The organism is Rhizobium cerradonense (assembly GCF_030182455.1).
Classification (GTDB): Bacteria; Pseudomonadota; Alphaproteobacteria; order Rhizobiales; family Rhizobiaceae; genus Rhizobium.
The window spans coordinates 468,654-483,840 of record NZ_JAQJCK010000001.1 but is presented as its reverse complement, the minus strand read 5'-3'; the positions used below and the strand labels follow the sequence as shown (position 1 = coordinate 483,840).

The window sequence follows — 15,187 nt, the reverse complement described above, 5'->3', positions numbered from 1 at the left end:
TGAATGGAGGCGGCACTGTCGCCTCCATCTGCAGCGGGTTCCGGAGGTCCGATGTCGTCTTCATTCAATGGCACTGTTATTATCGATCTGGCTGGTCAGTGGCGGCTTACCTCGCCGGACAGCGATCATTCTCTTTCCATGCCTGTGCCGGGCGATGTCCACACCGCTCTTCATGCCGCAGACGTTATTCCGGATCCTTATTTCGGCCGAAACGAAGAAGTGGTGCAGTGGGTCGCGAAGCAGGATTGGCAAATTGAGCGCCGCTTTACGCTCGATGACGCAGACGGCGACTGGTATCTCGACATCGACTATCTCGACACGGTGGCGAGCGTTTATGTCAACGACACCCTCGTTCTCGAAGGCAATAATTGCTTCCAGCGCTATCGGCCGGATGTCTCGAAAGCCCTGAAGGCAGGCGAGAATACCATCCGCATCGTGTTGCATTCCAGCATCAAGGCGGGTGCCGAACTGCAGGCAAGGCAACCATTCTACATTCCCTACAGCACCGCCAATTCGCCGATCCCCAATGGCAATATGCTGCGCAAGCCGCAATGCCATTTCGGCTGGGACTGGAACATCGCGGTGGCACCGCTCGGCCTCTACGGCACGATCGCGCTGAAGAAGCTCGAGATCGCCCGCATCGAGAATATGGTCACCCGGCAGGAGCACAATGGCGACGGCTCGGTCGATCTCATCGTCACTGTAGCGCTGTTTGCGAAGGGTATTGGCGTTGCTCAGCTTTATTTCTCGCTCGACGACGAGCGTCTGCGGCTTGATGTCGGCGTCAATGCGGGCGAGACCTCGGTGACGCATGTCTTCCATATCGACAGGCCGAAGCTCTGGTGGCCGGCCGGCAGCGGCGAACAGACCCTCTATACTCTCTCTGTCGAGACCAATTCCGAGACTGTGACGCGGCAAATCGGCCTGCGCACCGTCGAGTTGATCACCGACAAGGACGAGGCGGGCAGCCGTTTCGCACTCAAGGTCAACGGGCGCGGGATATTCGCCCGCGGCGCCAACTGGATCCCGGCGGATGCGCTGTTTTCACGTTCGAGCCCGGCCTTGACCGAGGACTTGCTGCAATCGGCCGCGGCAGCGAACATGAACATCATCCGCATCTGGGGCGGCGGTTTTTACGAGCATGACTGGTTCTACGATATCTGCGACCGCCTGGGGCTGATGATCTGGCAGGACTTCATGTTCGCCTGCAATCTCTATCCTTCGACCGCCGATTTCCTCGGGAATGTCGAGGCTGAGGTCGGCTATCAGGTCAAGCGTCTGGCGACGCACCCGTCGATCGTGCTCTGGTGCGGCGACAACGAGCTGGTGGGGGCGCTTACCTGGTTCGAGGAATCCCGCAAAGACCGCGACCGCTATCTCGTCTCCTACGACCGCCTCAACCGGACGATCGAACAGGCCACTAAGAAAGCCGCGCCGGATGCGATCTGGTGGCCGTCGAGCCCGGCCTCCGGCTATCTCAATTTCGGCGATGCCTGGCATGCCGACGGCTCCGGCGACATGCACTACTGGTCGGTCTGGCACGAGAACAAGTCCTTCGACAATTACCGTTCCGTGCGTCCGCGCTTCTGCTCGGAATTCGGCTTCCAGTCTTATACCTCGCTGCCTGTCATCAAGACCTATGCCGACGCCAAGGATATGAATATCGCATCGCCGGTCATGGAGCTGCACCAGAAGAATGCCGGCGGCAACGAGCGCATCGCCGGCACGATGTTCCGCTATTTCCGCTTTCCGAAGGATTTTCCCAACTTCGTCTATCTGAGCCAGGTGCAGCAAGGCCTCGCCATCAAGACCGCGGTCGAATATTGGCGGTCGCTCAAGCCGCATTGCATGGGCACCATCTACTGGCAGCTCAACGACACCTGGCCGGTGGCTTCCTGGTCGAGCCTCGATTACGGCGGGCGCTGGAAGGTGATGCATTATCTGGTGCGTCGTTTCTTCCAGCCGGTTTCTGTCGCCGCCATTCCGTCCGAAGACAACAGGACCATTCGTTTCTCGCTCGTCAACGACACCAATGCGGACGTCACCGCCGACATCGCGGTGTCATTGCTCAAGCTCGATGGCGAGCGAGTCCCGCTGACGACCGCGCATGCGGTCTGCACACCGGATGCAGCCGTCACGGCGCTGTCGATCGATGCGTCCCAGGTGCCGGCCGATTGCCTGTTGGCGTGGCATTTCACCGCATCGAACGGAATGGGCGGCGAGGGGCACTATGTTCACGGCACCTATAAGGCTCTGGAGCTACGGCCTGCGGGTTTGACGGTGCTGCGGGAGGAGATCGAGGAGAACGGCACGTTGGAACTCACCGTGACGGCGAAGGGATTGGCCCTGTTCGTGATGATCGAAAGCGAGACGGAAGGGCGCTACTCCGACAATGCGTTCGATCTCGCCGCCGGCGAGAGCCGCCGCATCGTCTTCACGCCGACAAAGCCGATTGCCGGCAGCGTTCCCGATTTCCGCTTCTACGACTTGCACTCCAGTCAATCGTTGGCCAGCCAATCGGTAGACTGAGATATCCGGCCGCCTTTCGGCGGCGATTTACGGGCCTGAGGCCCAAAACAACAGGCCGCGAGGCCATTGGAGGAAATATCGATGACGAAACTTGGATTCCAGCTTTATAGCGCCCGCAATTTTCAGCCTTATTCGGATATCCTCGTAAAGCTCGGCAAGGCCGGGTATGCGGAAGTCGAAGGTTTTGGCGGCATCTATTCCGATCTGGACGAAGCTGGTTTGAAGAGCCTGCGTGCTGAGCTCGACCAAAATGGCCTTAGCATGACGAGCGGCCATTTCAGCCCGGATTTCCTCGATGGCGAAGTGCAGAAGTCGCTGACCATCGCCAAAATTCTCGGTATGGATTCGATCTATGCGCCGCATATCGGCGCCGATCAGCGCCCGAAGGATGCCGCCGGCTGGCTGGCTTTCGGCAAACGCCTGCATGAGATGAGCAAGCCCTACAAGGATGCCGGCTTCGAGTTCGGGTGGCACAATCACGACTTCGAATTCGTCAAGCAGGCCGACGGTTCGTTGCCGATCGAGCAGATCTTCGAGGGCGCTCCGGAGATATCCTGGGAAGCCGACATCGCCTGGGTGATCCGTGGCGGTGCCGATCCTTTTGCCTGGATCGAAAAGCTCGGTTCGCGCATTTCCTCCGTGCATGTCAAGGACATCGCTGCGCTCGGCGAAAACAAGGATGAAGACGGCTGGGCCGATCTCGGTCATGGGACGGTTCCGTGGCCGAAGCTGATCAAGGCGCTCGCTGGCACCAAGGCAAAGCATTATGTGCTCGAGCACGACAATCCGAGCGATATCGATCGCTTGATCACCCGTTCCATCGCATCCTTCAAGACCTACTGAGGCATCCCACATGACTAAGGAACTTGGCGTCGGCATCATCGGATGCGGCAATATTTCAACCACCTATTTCAAGCTTTCTCCGCTCTTCAAGGGCCTGAAAGTGCTCGCCTGCGCTGATATCAACATGGACGCGGCACGCTTGCGCGCCGAGGAATACAAGGTCAAAGCGCAGACCATCGACGAGTTGCTCGCCAATGATGAGCTCGACGTCATCGTCAATCTGACGATCCCGGACGCGCACTTCGCGGTTTCCAAGCGCATTCTGGAGGCCGGAAAGCACGTCTATTCCGAAAAGCCTCTGGTGCTGACGCTGGAGCAGGGCGAAGAATTGCGCCGCATCGCCAAGGAGAAGGGGCTTGCCGTCGGCTGCGCTCCCGACACCTTCCTCGGCGGCGCCCATCAGCTCGCCCGTAAGTTCGTAGACGACGGTGGCATCGGACGTATCACCTCAGGCGCGTGCTACGTCATGAGCCCAGGCATGGAAATGTGGCATCCGAACCCGGACTTCTTCTTCCTGCCGGGTGGCGGCCCGATCCTCGATCTCGGACCGTACTACATCGCCAATCTCATCAACCTGATCGGCCCGGTCAAGCGCGTCGGCGCCATGACGTCGATGGCGTCGGAAACCCGTACCATCACGAGCGAGCCGCGCAGTGGCGAGGTCATCCCCGTGAAGACGCCGACGACGATCCAGGCGCTCTTGGAATTCGTCAGCGGCGCAACGGTGACATTAACGGCAAGCTGGGATGTCTGGTCGCATCGCCATGCCAACATGGAGCTCTACGGCACCGAAGGTTCCCTCTACGTGCCCGATCCGAACTTCTTTGGCGGCACGGTCGAGGCCAGCGGTCGCAGCAAGGACATCGAGCCGCTCGGCGAATGGGCCCATCCTTTCGGCATTGTCAATCAGGAGAGCCCGAACGGCGCGCGTGCCAACTATCGCACGGCTGGTCTCGCCGACTTGGCGGCGTCGCTGATCGATGGCCGCGATGCTCGCTGCTCGCTCGACCGTACACTGCACGGCGTCGATGTCATGACCTCGATCCTGAAATCGGGTGCGGAGAACCGCTTCGTCGATCTGACCACGACCTGCACGCAGCCGGCTGCTCTCGGCATCGAAGAGGCGCAGGCGCTCTTGAAGTAAGCGCGCGAAAAGCTAGTTTGCGCGCGGGCGAGGAGTCCGCGCGCTTTTCATCTCAGAGGAATTGGAACCATGGCTTGGCAACCGGCATCCGATCGCTATGCGAACATGAAATACAACAGAACCGGCCGCTCCGGTCTGAAGCTGCCGGCGGTTTCGCTGGGGCTTTGGCATAATTTCGGCGGTGATACCCCGCACGACCGCAAGGTCGATATGTGCCGCACTGCCTTCGATCTCGGCATCACCCATTTCGACCTCGCCAACAATTACGGCCCGCCTCCCGGCAGCGCCGAGACCGCTTTCGGCGAGATCCTGCGCACCGAATTCGCCGGTCTGCGCGACGAGCTGATCATCTCTTCCAAGGCAGGCTATGATATGTGGCCGGGTCCCTATGGCGAATGGGGCAGCCGCAAATATCTGATCGCGTCCTGCGACCAGAGCCTGAAGCGCATGGGCCTCGACTATGTCGATATCTTCTATTCGCACCGCTTCGATCCGGACACGCCGCTGGAAGAGACCTGCGGCGCGCTCGACCATATTGTCCGCTCGGGCAGGGCGCTTTATGTCGGTATCTCCTCCTACAATTCGCAGCGCACCCGCGAAGCCGCCGCCATTTTGAAGGATCTCGGCACGCCTTGCCTGATCCACCAGCCGAGCTATTCCATGCTCAACCGCTGGGTCGAGGATGACGGTCTCATTGACACATTGGAAGAGCTCGGCATCGGCTCGATCGTCTTCTCGCCGCTCGCCCAGGGCATGTTGACGACGAAATATCTGAGCGGCATTCCCGAGGACAGCCGCGCCGCCCAGAACCATTTCCTGAAACGCGACTTCATCCGTCCGTCGATCACCGATAATATTCGCAAGCTCAATGGGATCGCTGAGAAGCGCGGCCAGACGCTGGCGCAAATGGCGATCGCATGGGTGTTGCGCGGCGGCCGAGTAACCTCCGCGCTGATCGGCGCCAGCCGCTCGTCGCAGATCGTCGATTGCGTCAAGGCGCTCGACAATCTCGAGTTTACCCCGGAGGAGCTGAAGGAGATCGATGTCTACGCCCGCGAGGCTGACATCAATCTCTGGGCCAAGTCGGCCGAGCGCGAATAAACATTCAAAGACGCCCGGAACCAGGTTCCGGGCGTTTTGCTTGGTCCTCGTCGTGACCGGTGCATCGTTGCCGGTGGCGTTTCCATTGCCGTACGAACGGCGCATATTGACGAGTTCTCTGAAGGAGATGGTCCCATGATCCGCAACCCGATTTTGCCGGGCTTCAACCCCGATCCATCCATCTGCCGCGTCGGCGAGGACTATTACATCGCCACGTCGACCTTCGAATGGTATCCGGGTGTGCAGATACACCATTCACGAGACCTCGTGAACTGGACGCTGGTACGCCGACCGCTGGAGCGGGCCTCGCAGCTCGACATGCGCGGCGAGCCGGATAGCTGCGGCATCTGGGCGCCATGCCTCTCCTATGCCGATGGCCTGTTCTGGCTGGTCTATACCGATGTCAAACGCTACGACGGCAATTTCAAGGATGCGCATAACTACATCGTGACGTCGTCGACGATCGAAGGCGAATGGTCCGAGCCCTCCTATGTCAATTCCTCGGGTTTCGATCCCTCACTCTTCCATGACGATGACGGCCGCAAATGGTTCGTCAACATGCAATGGAACCATCGCACCGAAAGCTACGGCGGCTCGCCGAAGACGCCCGCCTTCGATGGTATCCTGCTGCAGGAGTGGGATCCGGCTACGAAATCGTTGAAGGGGCCGATCAAAAACATCTTTGCAGGCACCGAGCTTGGCTTGGTCGAGGGGCCGCATCTCTTCAAGCGGAACGGTTGGTACTATCTGACGACGGCCGAAGGTGGAACGGGCTACGACCATGCCGTCACCATGGCGCGCTCGCGCAACATCGATGGACCTTATGAGCTGCATCCGAACAAGCATCTCATCACCTCGAAGGATCATCCGGAAGCAGCGTTGCAGCGGGCAGGGCATGGCCAATATGTCGAGACACCGGACGGACAGTTTTATCACACGCATCTCTCCGGCCGGCCGTTGTCGCCGCATCGCCGCTGTACGCTCGGCCGCGAGACCAGCCTGCAGAAATGCGTCTGGAGAGAGGACGGCTGGCTCTATCTCGAAAACGGCACGGTTGTTCCCGATGTCGAAGTACAGGGCCTGCGCAACGCCCTGCCGATCGAGAAGCCACGCCGCAGCGGCTACAATTTCGATGGAGACAAGTTGCCGATGGATTTCCAGTGGTTGCGCACGCCGCAGCCGGAACGCATCTTCAGCCTGACGGAACGGCCCGGGCATCTGCGTCTGTTTGCTCGGGAAAGCATAGGCTCATGGTTCGAACAGGCGCTCGTCGCCCGCCGGCAGGAGCACCACAGCTTTCGCGCCGAAACGGTCGTCGAGTTCCAGCCCGACACCTATCAGCAGGTCGCCGGCCTGACTCATTACTATAACAGGTTCAAACTGCATGCGATTGCCGTCACTTTGCATGAGAAACTCGGCCGCTCAGTCACCATCATGACCTGCGCCGGCGATTATCCGAATGGCCGGCTAAGCTTCCCGATCGGAGGCGGCATCTCCGTTCCGAATGGACGCATCCAGCTCGCCATGGAGATCCGCGACAACAGCCTGCAGTTCTTCTGGCAGGCCGAGGGCATGGGAGCATGGCTAGCTATCGGCCCGGTTCTCGACGCTGGCGTCATTTCGGACGAGGGCGGGCGCGGGGAACATGGCTCCTTCACGGGCGCCTTTGCCGGCATGTTCGCGTTCGATACGTCGGGTCGGACAAAGACGGCCGATTTCGACTGGTTCAATTACGACGAGCTCTGATTGTTTCGACTTTTGATCGATCATTCGCCCGCCATGCTTTGCAAGGCGTGCGAAATTTTTTGAGTTGCCAACTTTAAGCACTCACTCGATTAACAAATGCTCGCAAACATATATTTCTATTACGAAATTGTAACACTATCTTCAGTTTCGTTTCATTGCTTTTGGGGTAATTTGTCCGCAGATATAAATTGAGGAAACACTTCGATGAAAAAGTTCTTCTCGGTCCTGCTCACCGCTTCGGTTTTGGCGACTCCGCTAGCGATGACGCCTGAAGCCAATGCAGCGCCGGCGAACAAGCAGGCTGTCGTCGAGAAAAATGTCGAGAAGAAGAAGATTGTCGTGCGCAAGGGCGGCTGGGTTACCGGTCGCCGGCTATCTACCGCCGATCGTAGCCGGGCTACCCGCGTCGACTATCGTCGTCATCACCTGTCGGCTCCGCCGCGCGGCTATCATTGGGTCCGCATCCACAACAGCTTCCTGCTCGTCGGTATCACCAGCGGCTTGATCTCCAAAGTGCAAGTCGTTCACTGAGTTCAGCCCTATATCGGCAATGAGAAAGGCGGTCCGATGGGCCGCCTTTTGTGACCGATCTTCCTGTATTCCGGCTTGAATCAAAAATCCCCGGCACGATGACTGGGGATTTCTGTTTGCGCAGTATCTAAGTTATCAGCTCAAGCGTCCCGCCGCGTGGGCCAGCATGGTGTAGACCTTGCCGGTATCCGAGGTCAGGTAGGATTGCGTCACGCTGCGGTCGCGGTCGGTGCGGGCGACGTCCGCAAGCAGCTTTTCGAAATCGGCGATATAGCGATCGACAGCGGTGCGGAATTCCGGCTCGCGGTCGTACTTGCGCTTGATCTCGTCAAACGTCTGCTGGCCCTTCAGCGTATAGAGGCGGCGGGTGAAGACATCCCGCTCGCCGCGCTGATAACGGCGCCACAGATCAACCGAAGCATCGTGGTCGATAGCGCGGGCGATATCGACCGAAAGCGAGTTCAGCGATTCGACCACATGCCGCGGATTGCGCGCGACCGGCGCTGCTTCCGTCTGCGGGCGTGGTGCGGTCTGGCGAGCCGGCGGCAGGTCGGCAAGGTCGTCGCGCGATGCGCCGCGCAGGAGATCGCTGATCCAGCCACCACCTGCAGCCGTTTCCTGGCGGGCAGGAGCCGGGGTTTCGGCCGGACGCGGCTGCGGAGCAACCGGACGCTCGGCGAGGGTGCCTCGAAGGCCCAAAGCCTCGATCGGCGGCTGCTGAGGCTGAGACACCGACTGCTGTGGCTGAAGGACCGGCTGTTGCGGCGCTGGCTGCTGTGCCACCTGCTGAACGGGTGGCTGCGGTGCAGGCTGCTGAGGCCGAGGAGCCGGAGCGGGGGCGGCCGCAGCCGGAGCGGGCGCTGCCGGACGGGGACGCGGAGCCGGTTGCGCATCAGCCAGCGCACGGGCGGAAGGTTCGGAGATTTCCAACTGCTGTGTCGAGCGACCGACGATCTGCGAAATGTCCTGCAGAGCCTTGATCTGTTCGGCGACGGCGCGGCGCATGGCGGCCGCGCTTTCCTTGGCCTCTTCCGGCAGATCGAAGGCACCGCGCTTCAGTTCGCTGCGGGTCAGGTCGAGTTCCCTGCGGATATCGCCTGCCGAGCGGCGGATCTCGTCGGTTGCGCCCGAGAAGCGGCCGACGGCATCGTCAACGGCGACGCGCAGCGTCTCGCGCAATTGCTGGGCTGCGCCATCGGACGTCTTGCTAGCTTCCGTCAGCATATTCTCGATGTCGGCGATCGAAGCGGAGAGACCGCCGCGCAGACGGTTCGTCAGCTCGCCCGAGCGACGCTCGGCATTGGCGAAGGTACCGTCGATCGTCTGGTTGGCCTCTTCGCCTGCCTTCTGCAGCGCACTGCGCATGCTTTCTGCCGCCTGTTCAGCGCGGGATTCCGCATCGGAGAGCACGCGGCCGATATCGGCGAAGGAGGATTGAACGCCCTGGCGCAGATTGCCGGTGACCTGGTTGGAGCGCTGTTCGGCGCGGTCGAAGGCGCTTTCCACCATGCTGCCGAGGGCGCGCATGGTGTTCTCGATTTCCTCCGAGCGCTGAACCAGGCCGATGGATAGGTTCTGCAGCGCTGTTTCGCGCTCTTCCAGCGTCGAGACGAGGTTCGATTGCGCGGCACCCAGAAGCTGGGAGGCCTGGGACAGGACCTTGGAATGTTCGTCGAAGCGGCCGATGATGCCGCCGACCTGCGACAATGTCTTGCCGGAAATATCCGAGAGCTTGTCGACCTTGCCTTCGAGAAGCCGCGTCGAGGCGGAAACCATCTCGCCTGCCTTCGATGCGGAGTCGGCAAACCGGGCTGACGTCGCGTTGAGGCGGTTGTCGATGGTGGCGAATTCCTCGGCAGCGCCGCTCAGCATGCCAGCGATTGCAGAGTTGTTTTCCGCCAGTCGCTCGATGATGCCGTTGACGCTGGCAAGCAGATTGTTCTCCAACGCGCTGACTGCGCTGGCGGCATGTTCGGTGCGGGCCGAGATCGCCGCCAGCGTATCGTTGGTACGCGATGCGATCGCGTTGATCAAAGCGGCGTTTTCCGCGCGCAGGCGATCGCTGCTTTCCTGAGCTGCGGCCGAGATCAGCGCTGCCGCTTCCTGGCCGGTGGCCGCGTAGCGGTCGACGATCGGGCGGGCCTTCTCTTCGATCAGGCGTGACAGCTCGCTAGAGCGACCGGCAAGCATGGAGTTCAGCTCACGCGTGCGCTCGTCAAGCGAAGAGCGGATCGAGGTGCCACGGGCCTCAAGAGCCTTGTCGACATCGGCAAGCGTCGCGTTGATCTCGCGAGCGCGATCTTCCAGGCTGGTGCGGATTGCGTTGCTGCGTTCGTCGAGCGTGCGCTCGACCTGCGCCATGGTGGAGGCGATCTGTTCGCTGCCGCCGGCGAGCGTGTTGCGGATGGCAGCACCACGGGCCTCCAGCGACTGCTCTGCGGAGGACAGGGCCTGCGAGATGGCGTTGACCTGATTGCCGACGAGACCCTCGGCCTCGGCGACCTTGTTGACGATCGCGTTGCCAGCCTCCGAGAAAGTCTGAGCGACTGCAGCCGCCTGGCTCGCCAGACGGTTATGTGTTTCCGAGACGCGCGTCACGATCTCTTCGGAACGCTCGTTCATGGAGCGAGTAAAGGCATCGCTGCGATTGCCGAGATCGTCGGCGAATTGCTGGCCGGTGCGGGCGAGTAGGTCTGCCGTGCGGGTCGCCTCGCTGTCCATGCCCTGAGCGGCATCGGCAACGGCAGTGCGTAGCGTCGTGGCGAGGTTGGTGGCCTTGCCTTCGATGGTGCGGTTGACGGCTTCGAGGCCGACATTCAGGGCGCGGTCCATGGTCGACAGGCGCTCTTCGATGTGGGCGCTGCCGCTTTCGAGCGCCTGGCTCAGATTGGCGGTGCGGCTGTCGATCGCCTCTGCCATGGTTGCCAGACGGTTGTCGAGCGCGGCTGCAATGCGGGCTGCAGCGTCGTCGCCGCTGCGGTCGATCTGAGAGATACCGCTCGAAAGCGTGTCGGACAGTCGGTTGCCGGCGGCATCGACCTGGGCGGCAACGCCGCCGACGCCATCATGAATGCGGTTTTCGAGGGCGGACAGGCTGGCTTCGACCCGCGAACCGGTTTCGGCGAAGCGGCTGGTCATGCCGTCGATCGACTGGTTGAGGTTGGTCGAGAAGGTCTCTGCCGAGCGCGTGATATCGCCGGCTGCCTGCTGAATGCGACCGGCAATATCGCCGGCGCCGCCATGCAGCCGCTCTTCGAGCGCTCGCGCGCTGGCGTCGATGGTCTGGCGCAGCGAAACTTCGCGATCTTCGAGCGACATTTCCAGCATGCTGGCGCTGGTGGCGATCGAGGTGCCGATCGCGGTCGCCTGTTCGGTCAACGTGTTGTCGAGCTGGGCATGGGCATCGCGGAGCGTCAGGCTGATGGCGTTGCTGCGATCTTCCAAGGTGTTGCGCATCCGCTCATAGGCGGAGGCAAGGTTTTCATCCATCTGCGACAGGCCGACACCCAGCGTATTTTCGAGCTGGCGCGTGGTGGTGTTGAGCGCATTTTCGATGCGCTCGGCCGAGCCGCCAACGACGTTTTCGATGCGGTTGCTGCTGCTGCCGAGCAGGCCTGAGAGCGCTTCGGTATGGGCGCTGAGCGAGCGATCGAGACGATCCTGGTTTTCGGTATAGGCGGCACGGATTGCATCGGCTTTGTCGCCAAACGCGCCGGCGACGCGGGATTCCGCACCGGATACGCTGTCGAGAAGAGCATCGGCGCGTGCTTCCAGGGCACTTTCGAAACGGCTCTGATTTTCGGCGAGCGTGATGGCGAATGCCATGCTCTTGTCATCGAGCGCATCGGTTAGCGCCGCATGGCCACTGGTAACGGAGTGGGCGATCGCCTCGGCGCTGTTTGCCAGCGTTTCCTCGATGCGAGCCTGATTGTCCGACAGGGCGATGGCAAGCGCCAGCGTCTTGTCGTCGAGGCTGTTGACGATCTTGTCGTGCGTGCCGGCGACCGTCTCGGAGAGCGCGTCCAGTCGGTTGGAAAGCGAATCTTCGAGGCGCGATTGCGTATCGGACAGCGAAATGGCCAAGGCCATCGCCTTTTCGTCCAGCGTATCGGCAAGGGCGGTGTGGCTGCCCGTGAAAGCGTTGGCGATCGCTTCAGCTCGGTTGGAAAGCGTTTCCTCGAGGCGCGCCTGGCCGCTCGTCAATGCTGCCGTGAGAGCCTTGGTCTTGCCCTCCAACGTATCGGCGACGCCTTCGGCGTGGCCAGACAGGGTATCCTCCAGGCGAGACTGGCTCTCGGAGAGCGCAACGGCAAGTGCCATCGTCTTGTCGTCGAGCGTGTCGGCGAGTTTGCTATGGGTATCAGCAATGGCGCTGGTCAGACCTTCGACGCGACCGGAGAGTGTCTCTTCTATGCGAGACTGGCTCTCGGAGAGCGCAACGGCAAGTGCCATCGTCTTGTCGTCGAGCGTGTCAGCAAGTTTGCTATGGGTATCGGCAATCGCGCTTGTCAGGCCTTCGACGCGGCCGGAAAGCGTTTCTTCGATGCGGGACTGGCTGTTGCTGAGTGCGGCGGCCAGCGCTCTCGTCTTGTCATCCAAGGTACTTGCCAGCGCGTTGTGCGTATCGGCAATCGCACCGGTGAAGCCCTCGACGCGACCGGACAATGTGTCTTCCAGGCGCGCTTGGCTGTCGGAGAGAGCAATGGCCAGCGCCATCGTCTTGTCGTCGAGCGTGTCGGTGAGCTTGTTGTGGGTCTCCGCCAGCGCGCTGGTCAGGCTCTCGGCCCGGTCGCTCAAAGTGTCCTCGATGCGCGACTGTCCGTCCGACAGCGCGATGGCGAGCGCCATGACCTTGTCGTCCAGAGTGTCGGCCAGCTTGCTGTGGGTTTCGGCAACCGTGCTGGCAATCGTATCGGCGCGGCTGGCGAGCGTGTTTTCAAGGCGAAGCTGGTTTTCGGCAAGCGAAATGGCCAGCATCGAGGTGCGCTCGTCGAGAGCCGCGGTCAGATGCTCGTGGCTGCCGGTGACGGCGTTGATGATACCCTCGGAGCGATCGGCCAGCGTCTGTTCGAAGCGCGATTGGTTGTCGGAGAGCGCGCCGAACAAGGCGCTGCTGCGCTCGGCCATGACGGCGTCGATGCGCTCATGCGCGGAGCCGAGTGCCTGCGTGATTTCGCCGGTGCGGGCCGACAGCGTATTGTTAATCTCGCTGGCGCGGCCAAGGAAGGTATTGGTCAGCTCGCTCGTGCCCTTGTTCAAGGCGGAGGAGATGTCCGAGGTCGCCGTCTGCAGCGCCTTGCTGAATTCGCCGGAATGTGCCGCAAGCGTGTCCGTAAGTTCGCCGGAGCGGCCGGCAAAAGCTGATGTCAGTTCCTCGGTGCCACTTTGCAGGGCGGCGGAGACATCGCGCGTCACGCCCTGGACCGCGGACGTGAAGCTGCCGGCATGCGAGGCGAGGGCGGAGTTCAGTTCGCTGGTGCCCGAGGTCAGGGCCGAGGTGATCCCGTTTGTTGCCCCTTCGAGAGCGGAGGCGATCTCGCCGGCCTTAGAGCCGATCGCGCTTTCCAGCACTTCCTGGCTGGTGGCAAGCGTCGTCGCCAGAGCAAAGGACTGGTCGGTCAGCGAAGAGCCGAGGCGCTCGATGCTGGAATTCAGGATGCCGTCGATGGCATCCGAGCCGCCGCTCAGCGTTTCATTGATCCGTGTCAGGCTTTCCGACAGCTTGCTGTCCAGCGAGCCGGCGCGCTTGTCGAAAGCGGAGGTGAATTCCGAGACGCGCTCGTCAAAGGCGGTCGAAATCTGCGCCACGGTCGACTGCATACGCTCCTCGAAGAAGCCGGAGCGCAGGTCGATGTCCATAATGGTGTCGTCTGCGGTCGACTGCAGGCTCTGGCGGAAGCTCGCGCCCTTTTCATCGAGGGCGGTGTTGAGCTTGGAGAGTACATCATCGAGCGTGCCGGTGATCGAGCGTTCGCTACCGGTCAAGCTCTCGCTGATTTCACGCGTGCGGGCGACCAGCGTCTCGTTCAACTGACGGGCGCGATCATTGAGTGCGTTATTCAGCTTCTCGGTGTTGGCATCGAGCGTGGAGGCGCGGGTTTCGAACTGCCCCAACAGCTCCTTGCCGCGTTCCGCCAGCGTCGAGGACAGCGATTCAAGACGCGTGTCGAATTCCTGGCTCAACGCAAAGCCGGATGCATTGAGATTTTGCAGCAGGCTATCGGTCTTGGCGGCGAGGAGGGTGCCGAGCGCCTCTACGGCGGTATCCGTTTTCTCCATCAGCGTCGCAGCGCGCGTATCGATCATGGAGGCGAAAGCTTCGCCCGAGGTCGACAGCCGCACGGCAATTTCTTCGGTCGCCAGCGACAGATCTTCCTTGATCTGGTCGTGCACGCCGACGATCGACGAGCGGATGCGTTCGGCGTGGTTGACGATGGCATCGCGTTCGGAGCCGAGCTCATGCACGAGGCCGCGCACGCGCAGTTCGTTGTCGGCGTAGCTGCGCTCCAGCGCGTTGACCTCGGTATGAACGAGCGTCTCGAGTTCGGTGGCGCGAGCAATCGTCCGCTCGATGCCTTCGTTCATGGCCGAGACTTCGCGGCGCACGGCCTGACCGACCGTCATGATGCGCTCGGAAGCGACGGTTTCCGGCTCGGCGAGCCGCAGCGCCACTTCCGCCATCGAACGAGCTGCATTGCGCATATCCTGCGCGCGCGAAATCATTATGCCGAAAGCATAGAACAGAAGGACGGGAACGATGATGCCGATGATGCAGGCGATGACGCCGGGGAGGGCGGCGAGATCGGCGACCGTGCGGATATTCAAGAGTTGCGGGCCGTAAAGCAGGAAAGCGAGGCCGATGCCGCCGACGATCCAGAACAGCGAGAAGATGGTCGCGTTGCGTACGGCGCGGCTCTGAGAACCGCCATCGAGGGATTTCAGGATGCTGGCCGGGCTGACGCGATTGGCGTCATTGGCCGGAGCAAAGATCGGGCTCTTCGGCACTTCGGTCGGTCGAGCCGCTGCGGCGGCGCTCCGCGCAGCGGCTGCCTTGCGTGCCGCATCATCCTGAGTCTGTCTTGCAGGCGGATTCGATGGCTCAGACACTCTTGTCTCCGGGGTGTCAGGCGTTGAACCGCTGCGAGGCTCCAAGTTCTCGTCACTGAAATCGATCTGCAAAGCTTCGTCCAAAGCCTGAAAGGCCTTGTCCTCGATCGACTCGATGTACTTTTTGTTCGCCATACGGTTACGCCTCGTTACAACTCGATCGGGCCTGCCGTGTCTTCTCCGGAA

Annotated in this window: 7 protein-coding genes; 6 read left to right on the top strand and 1 reads right to left on the bottom strand. The window is 61.4% G+C overall.

Annotated elements, in window-relative coordinates; translation table 11 throughout:
- Window positions 1-51: 51 nt before the first annotated feature.
- The 6 genes from PH547_RS02370 to PH547_RS02345 all read left to right on the top strand — a co-directional run bounded on the left by PH547_RS02370 (window position 52) and on the right by PH547_RS02345 (window position 7,894).
- Window positions 52-2,529, top strand: coding sequence for a beta-mannosidase (locus tag PH547_RS02370; RefSeq protein ID WP_104823264.1), 2,478 nt, complete (start codon window positions 52-54; stop codon window positions 2,527-2,529).
- Between the two features lie 81 nt (window positions 2,530-2,610).
- A complete protein-coding gene (locus PH547_RS02365; protein ID WP_104823263.1) occupies window positions 2,611-3,372 on the top strand; it encodes a sugar phosphate isomerase/epimerase family protein in 762 nt (253 codons plus the stop codon).
- Between the two features lie 10 nt (window positions 3,373-3,382).
- A complete protein-coding gene (locus PH547_RS02360) occupies window positions 3,383-4,516 on the top strand; it encodes a Gfo/Idh/MocA family protein (protein WP_104823262.1) in 1,134 nt (377 codons plus the stop codon).
- 69 nt (window positions 4,517-4,585) lie between these two features.
- Window positions 4,586-5,617, top strand: coding sequence for an L-glyceraldehyde 3-phosphate reductase (gene mgrA, locus PH547_RS02355; RefSeq protein WP_283050633.1), 1,032 nt, complete (start codon window positions 4,586-4,588; stop codon window positions 5,615-5,617).
- A 135-nt stretch (window positions 5,618-5,752) separates the two neighbouring features.
- Complete coding sequence (locus PH547_RS02350) at window positions 5,753-7,363, top strand: glycoside hydrolase family 43 protein (protein ID WP_285167323.1); 1,611 nt, start codon at window positions 5,753-5,755, stop codon at window positions 7,361-7,363.
- Between the two features lie 204 nt (window positions 7,364-7,567).
- Window positions 7,568-7,894, top strand: a complete 327-nt coding sequence (locus PH547_RS02345) for an RcnB family protein (protein WP_285167322.1) — start codon at window positions 7,568-7,570, stop codon at window positions 7,892-7,894.
- A 135-nt stretch (window positions 7,895-8,029) separates the two neighbouring features.
- Here PH547_RS02345 and PH547_RS02340 read toward each other — a convergent pair whose 3' ends face one another.
- Window positions 8,030-15,136, bottom strand: coding sequence for an apolipoprotein A-IV repeat region-like domain-containing protein (locus PH547_RS02340; RefSeq protein ID WP_285167321.1), 7,107 nt, complete (start codon window positions 15,134-15,136; stop codon window positions 8,030-8,032).
- Window positions 15,137-15,187 lie beyond the last annotated feature (51 nt).

What these genes read in the sequence shown, in the direction of transcription:
- PH547_RS02350 (WP_285167323.1), top strand. Translation starts at nt 5,753, where the DNA reads ATGATCCGCAACCCGATTTTGCCGGGCTTCAACCCCGATCCATCCATC.
- PH547_RS02345 (WP_285167322.1), top strand. Translation starts at nt 7,568, where the DNA reads ATGAAAAAGTTCTTCTCGGTCCTGCTCACCGCTTCGGTTTTGGCGACT.
- PH547_RS02340 (WP_285167321.1), bottom strand. Translation starts at nt 15,136, where the DNA reads ATGGCGAACAAAAAGTACATCGAGTCGATCGAGGACAAGGCCTTTCAG.
- mgrA (WP_283050633.1), top strand. Translation starts at nt 4,586, where the DNA reads ATGGCTTGGCAACCGGCATCCGATCGCTATGCGAACATGAAATACAAC.
- PH547_RS02360 (WP_104823262.1), top strand. Translation starts at nt 3,383, where the DNA reads ATGACTAAGGAACTTGGCGTCGGCATCATCGGATGCGGCAATATTTCA.
- PH547_RS02370 (WP_104823264.1), top strand. Translation starts at nt 52, where the DNA reads ATGTCGTCTTCATTCAATGGCACTGTTATTATCGATCTGGCTGGTCAG.
- PH547_RS02365 (WP_104823263.1), top strand. Translation starts at nt 2,611, where the DNA reads ATGACGAAACTTGGATTCCAGCTTTATAGCGCCCGCAATTTTCAGCCT.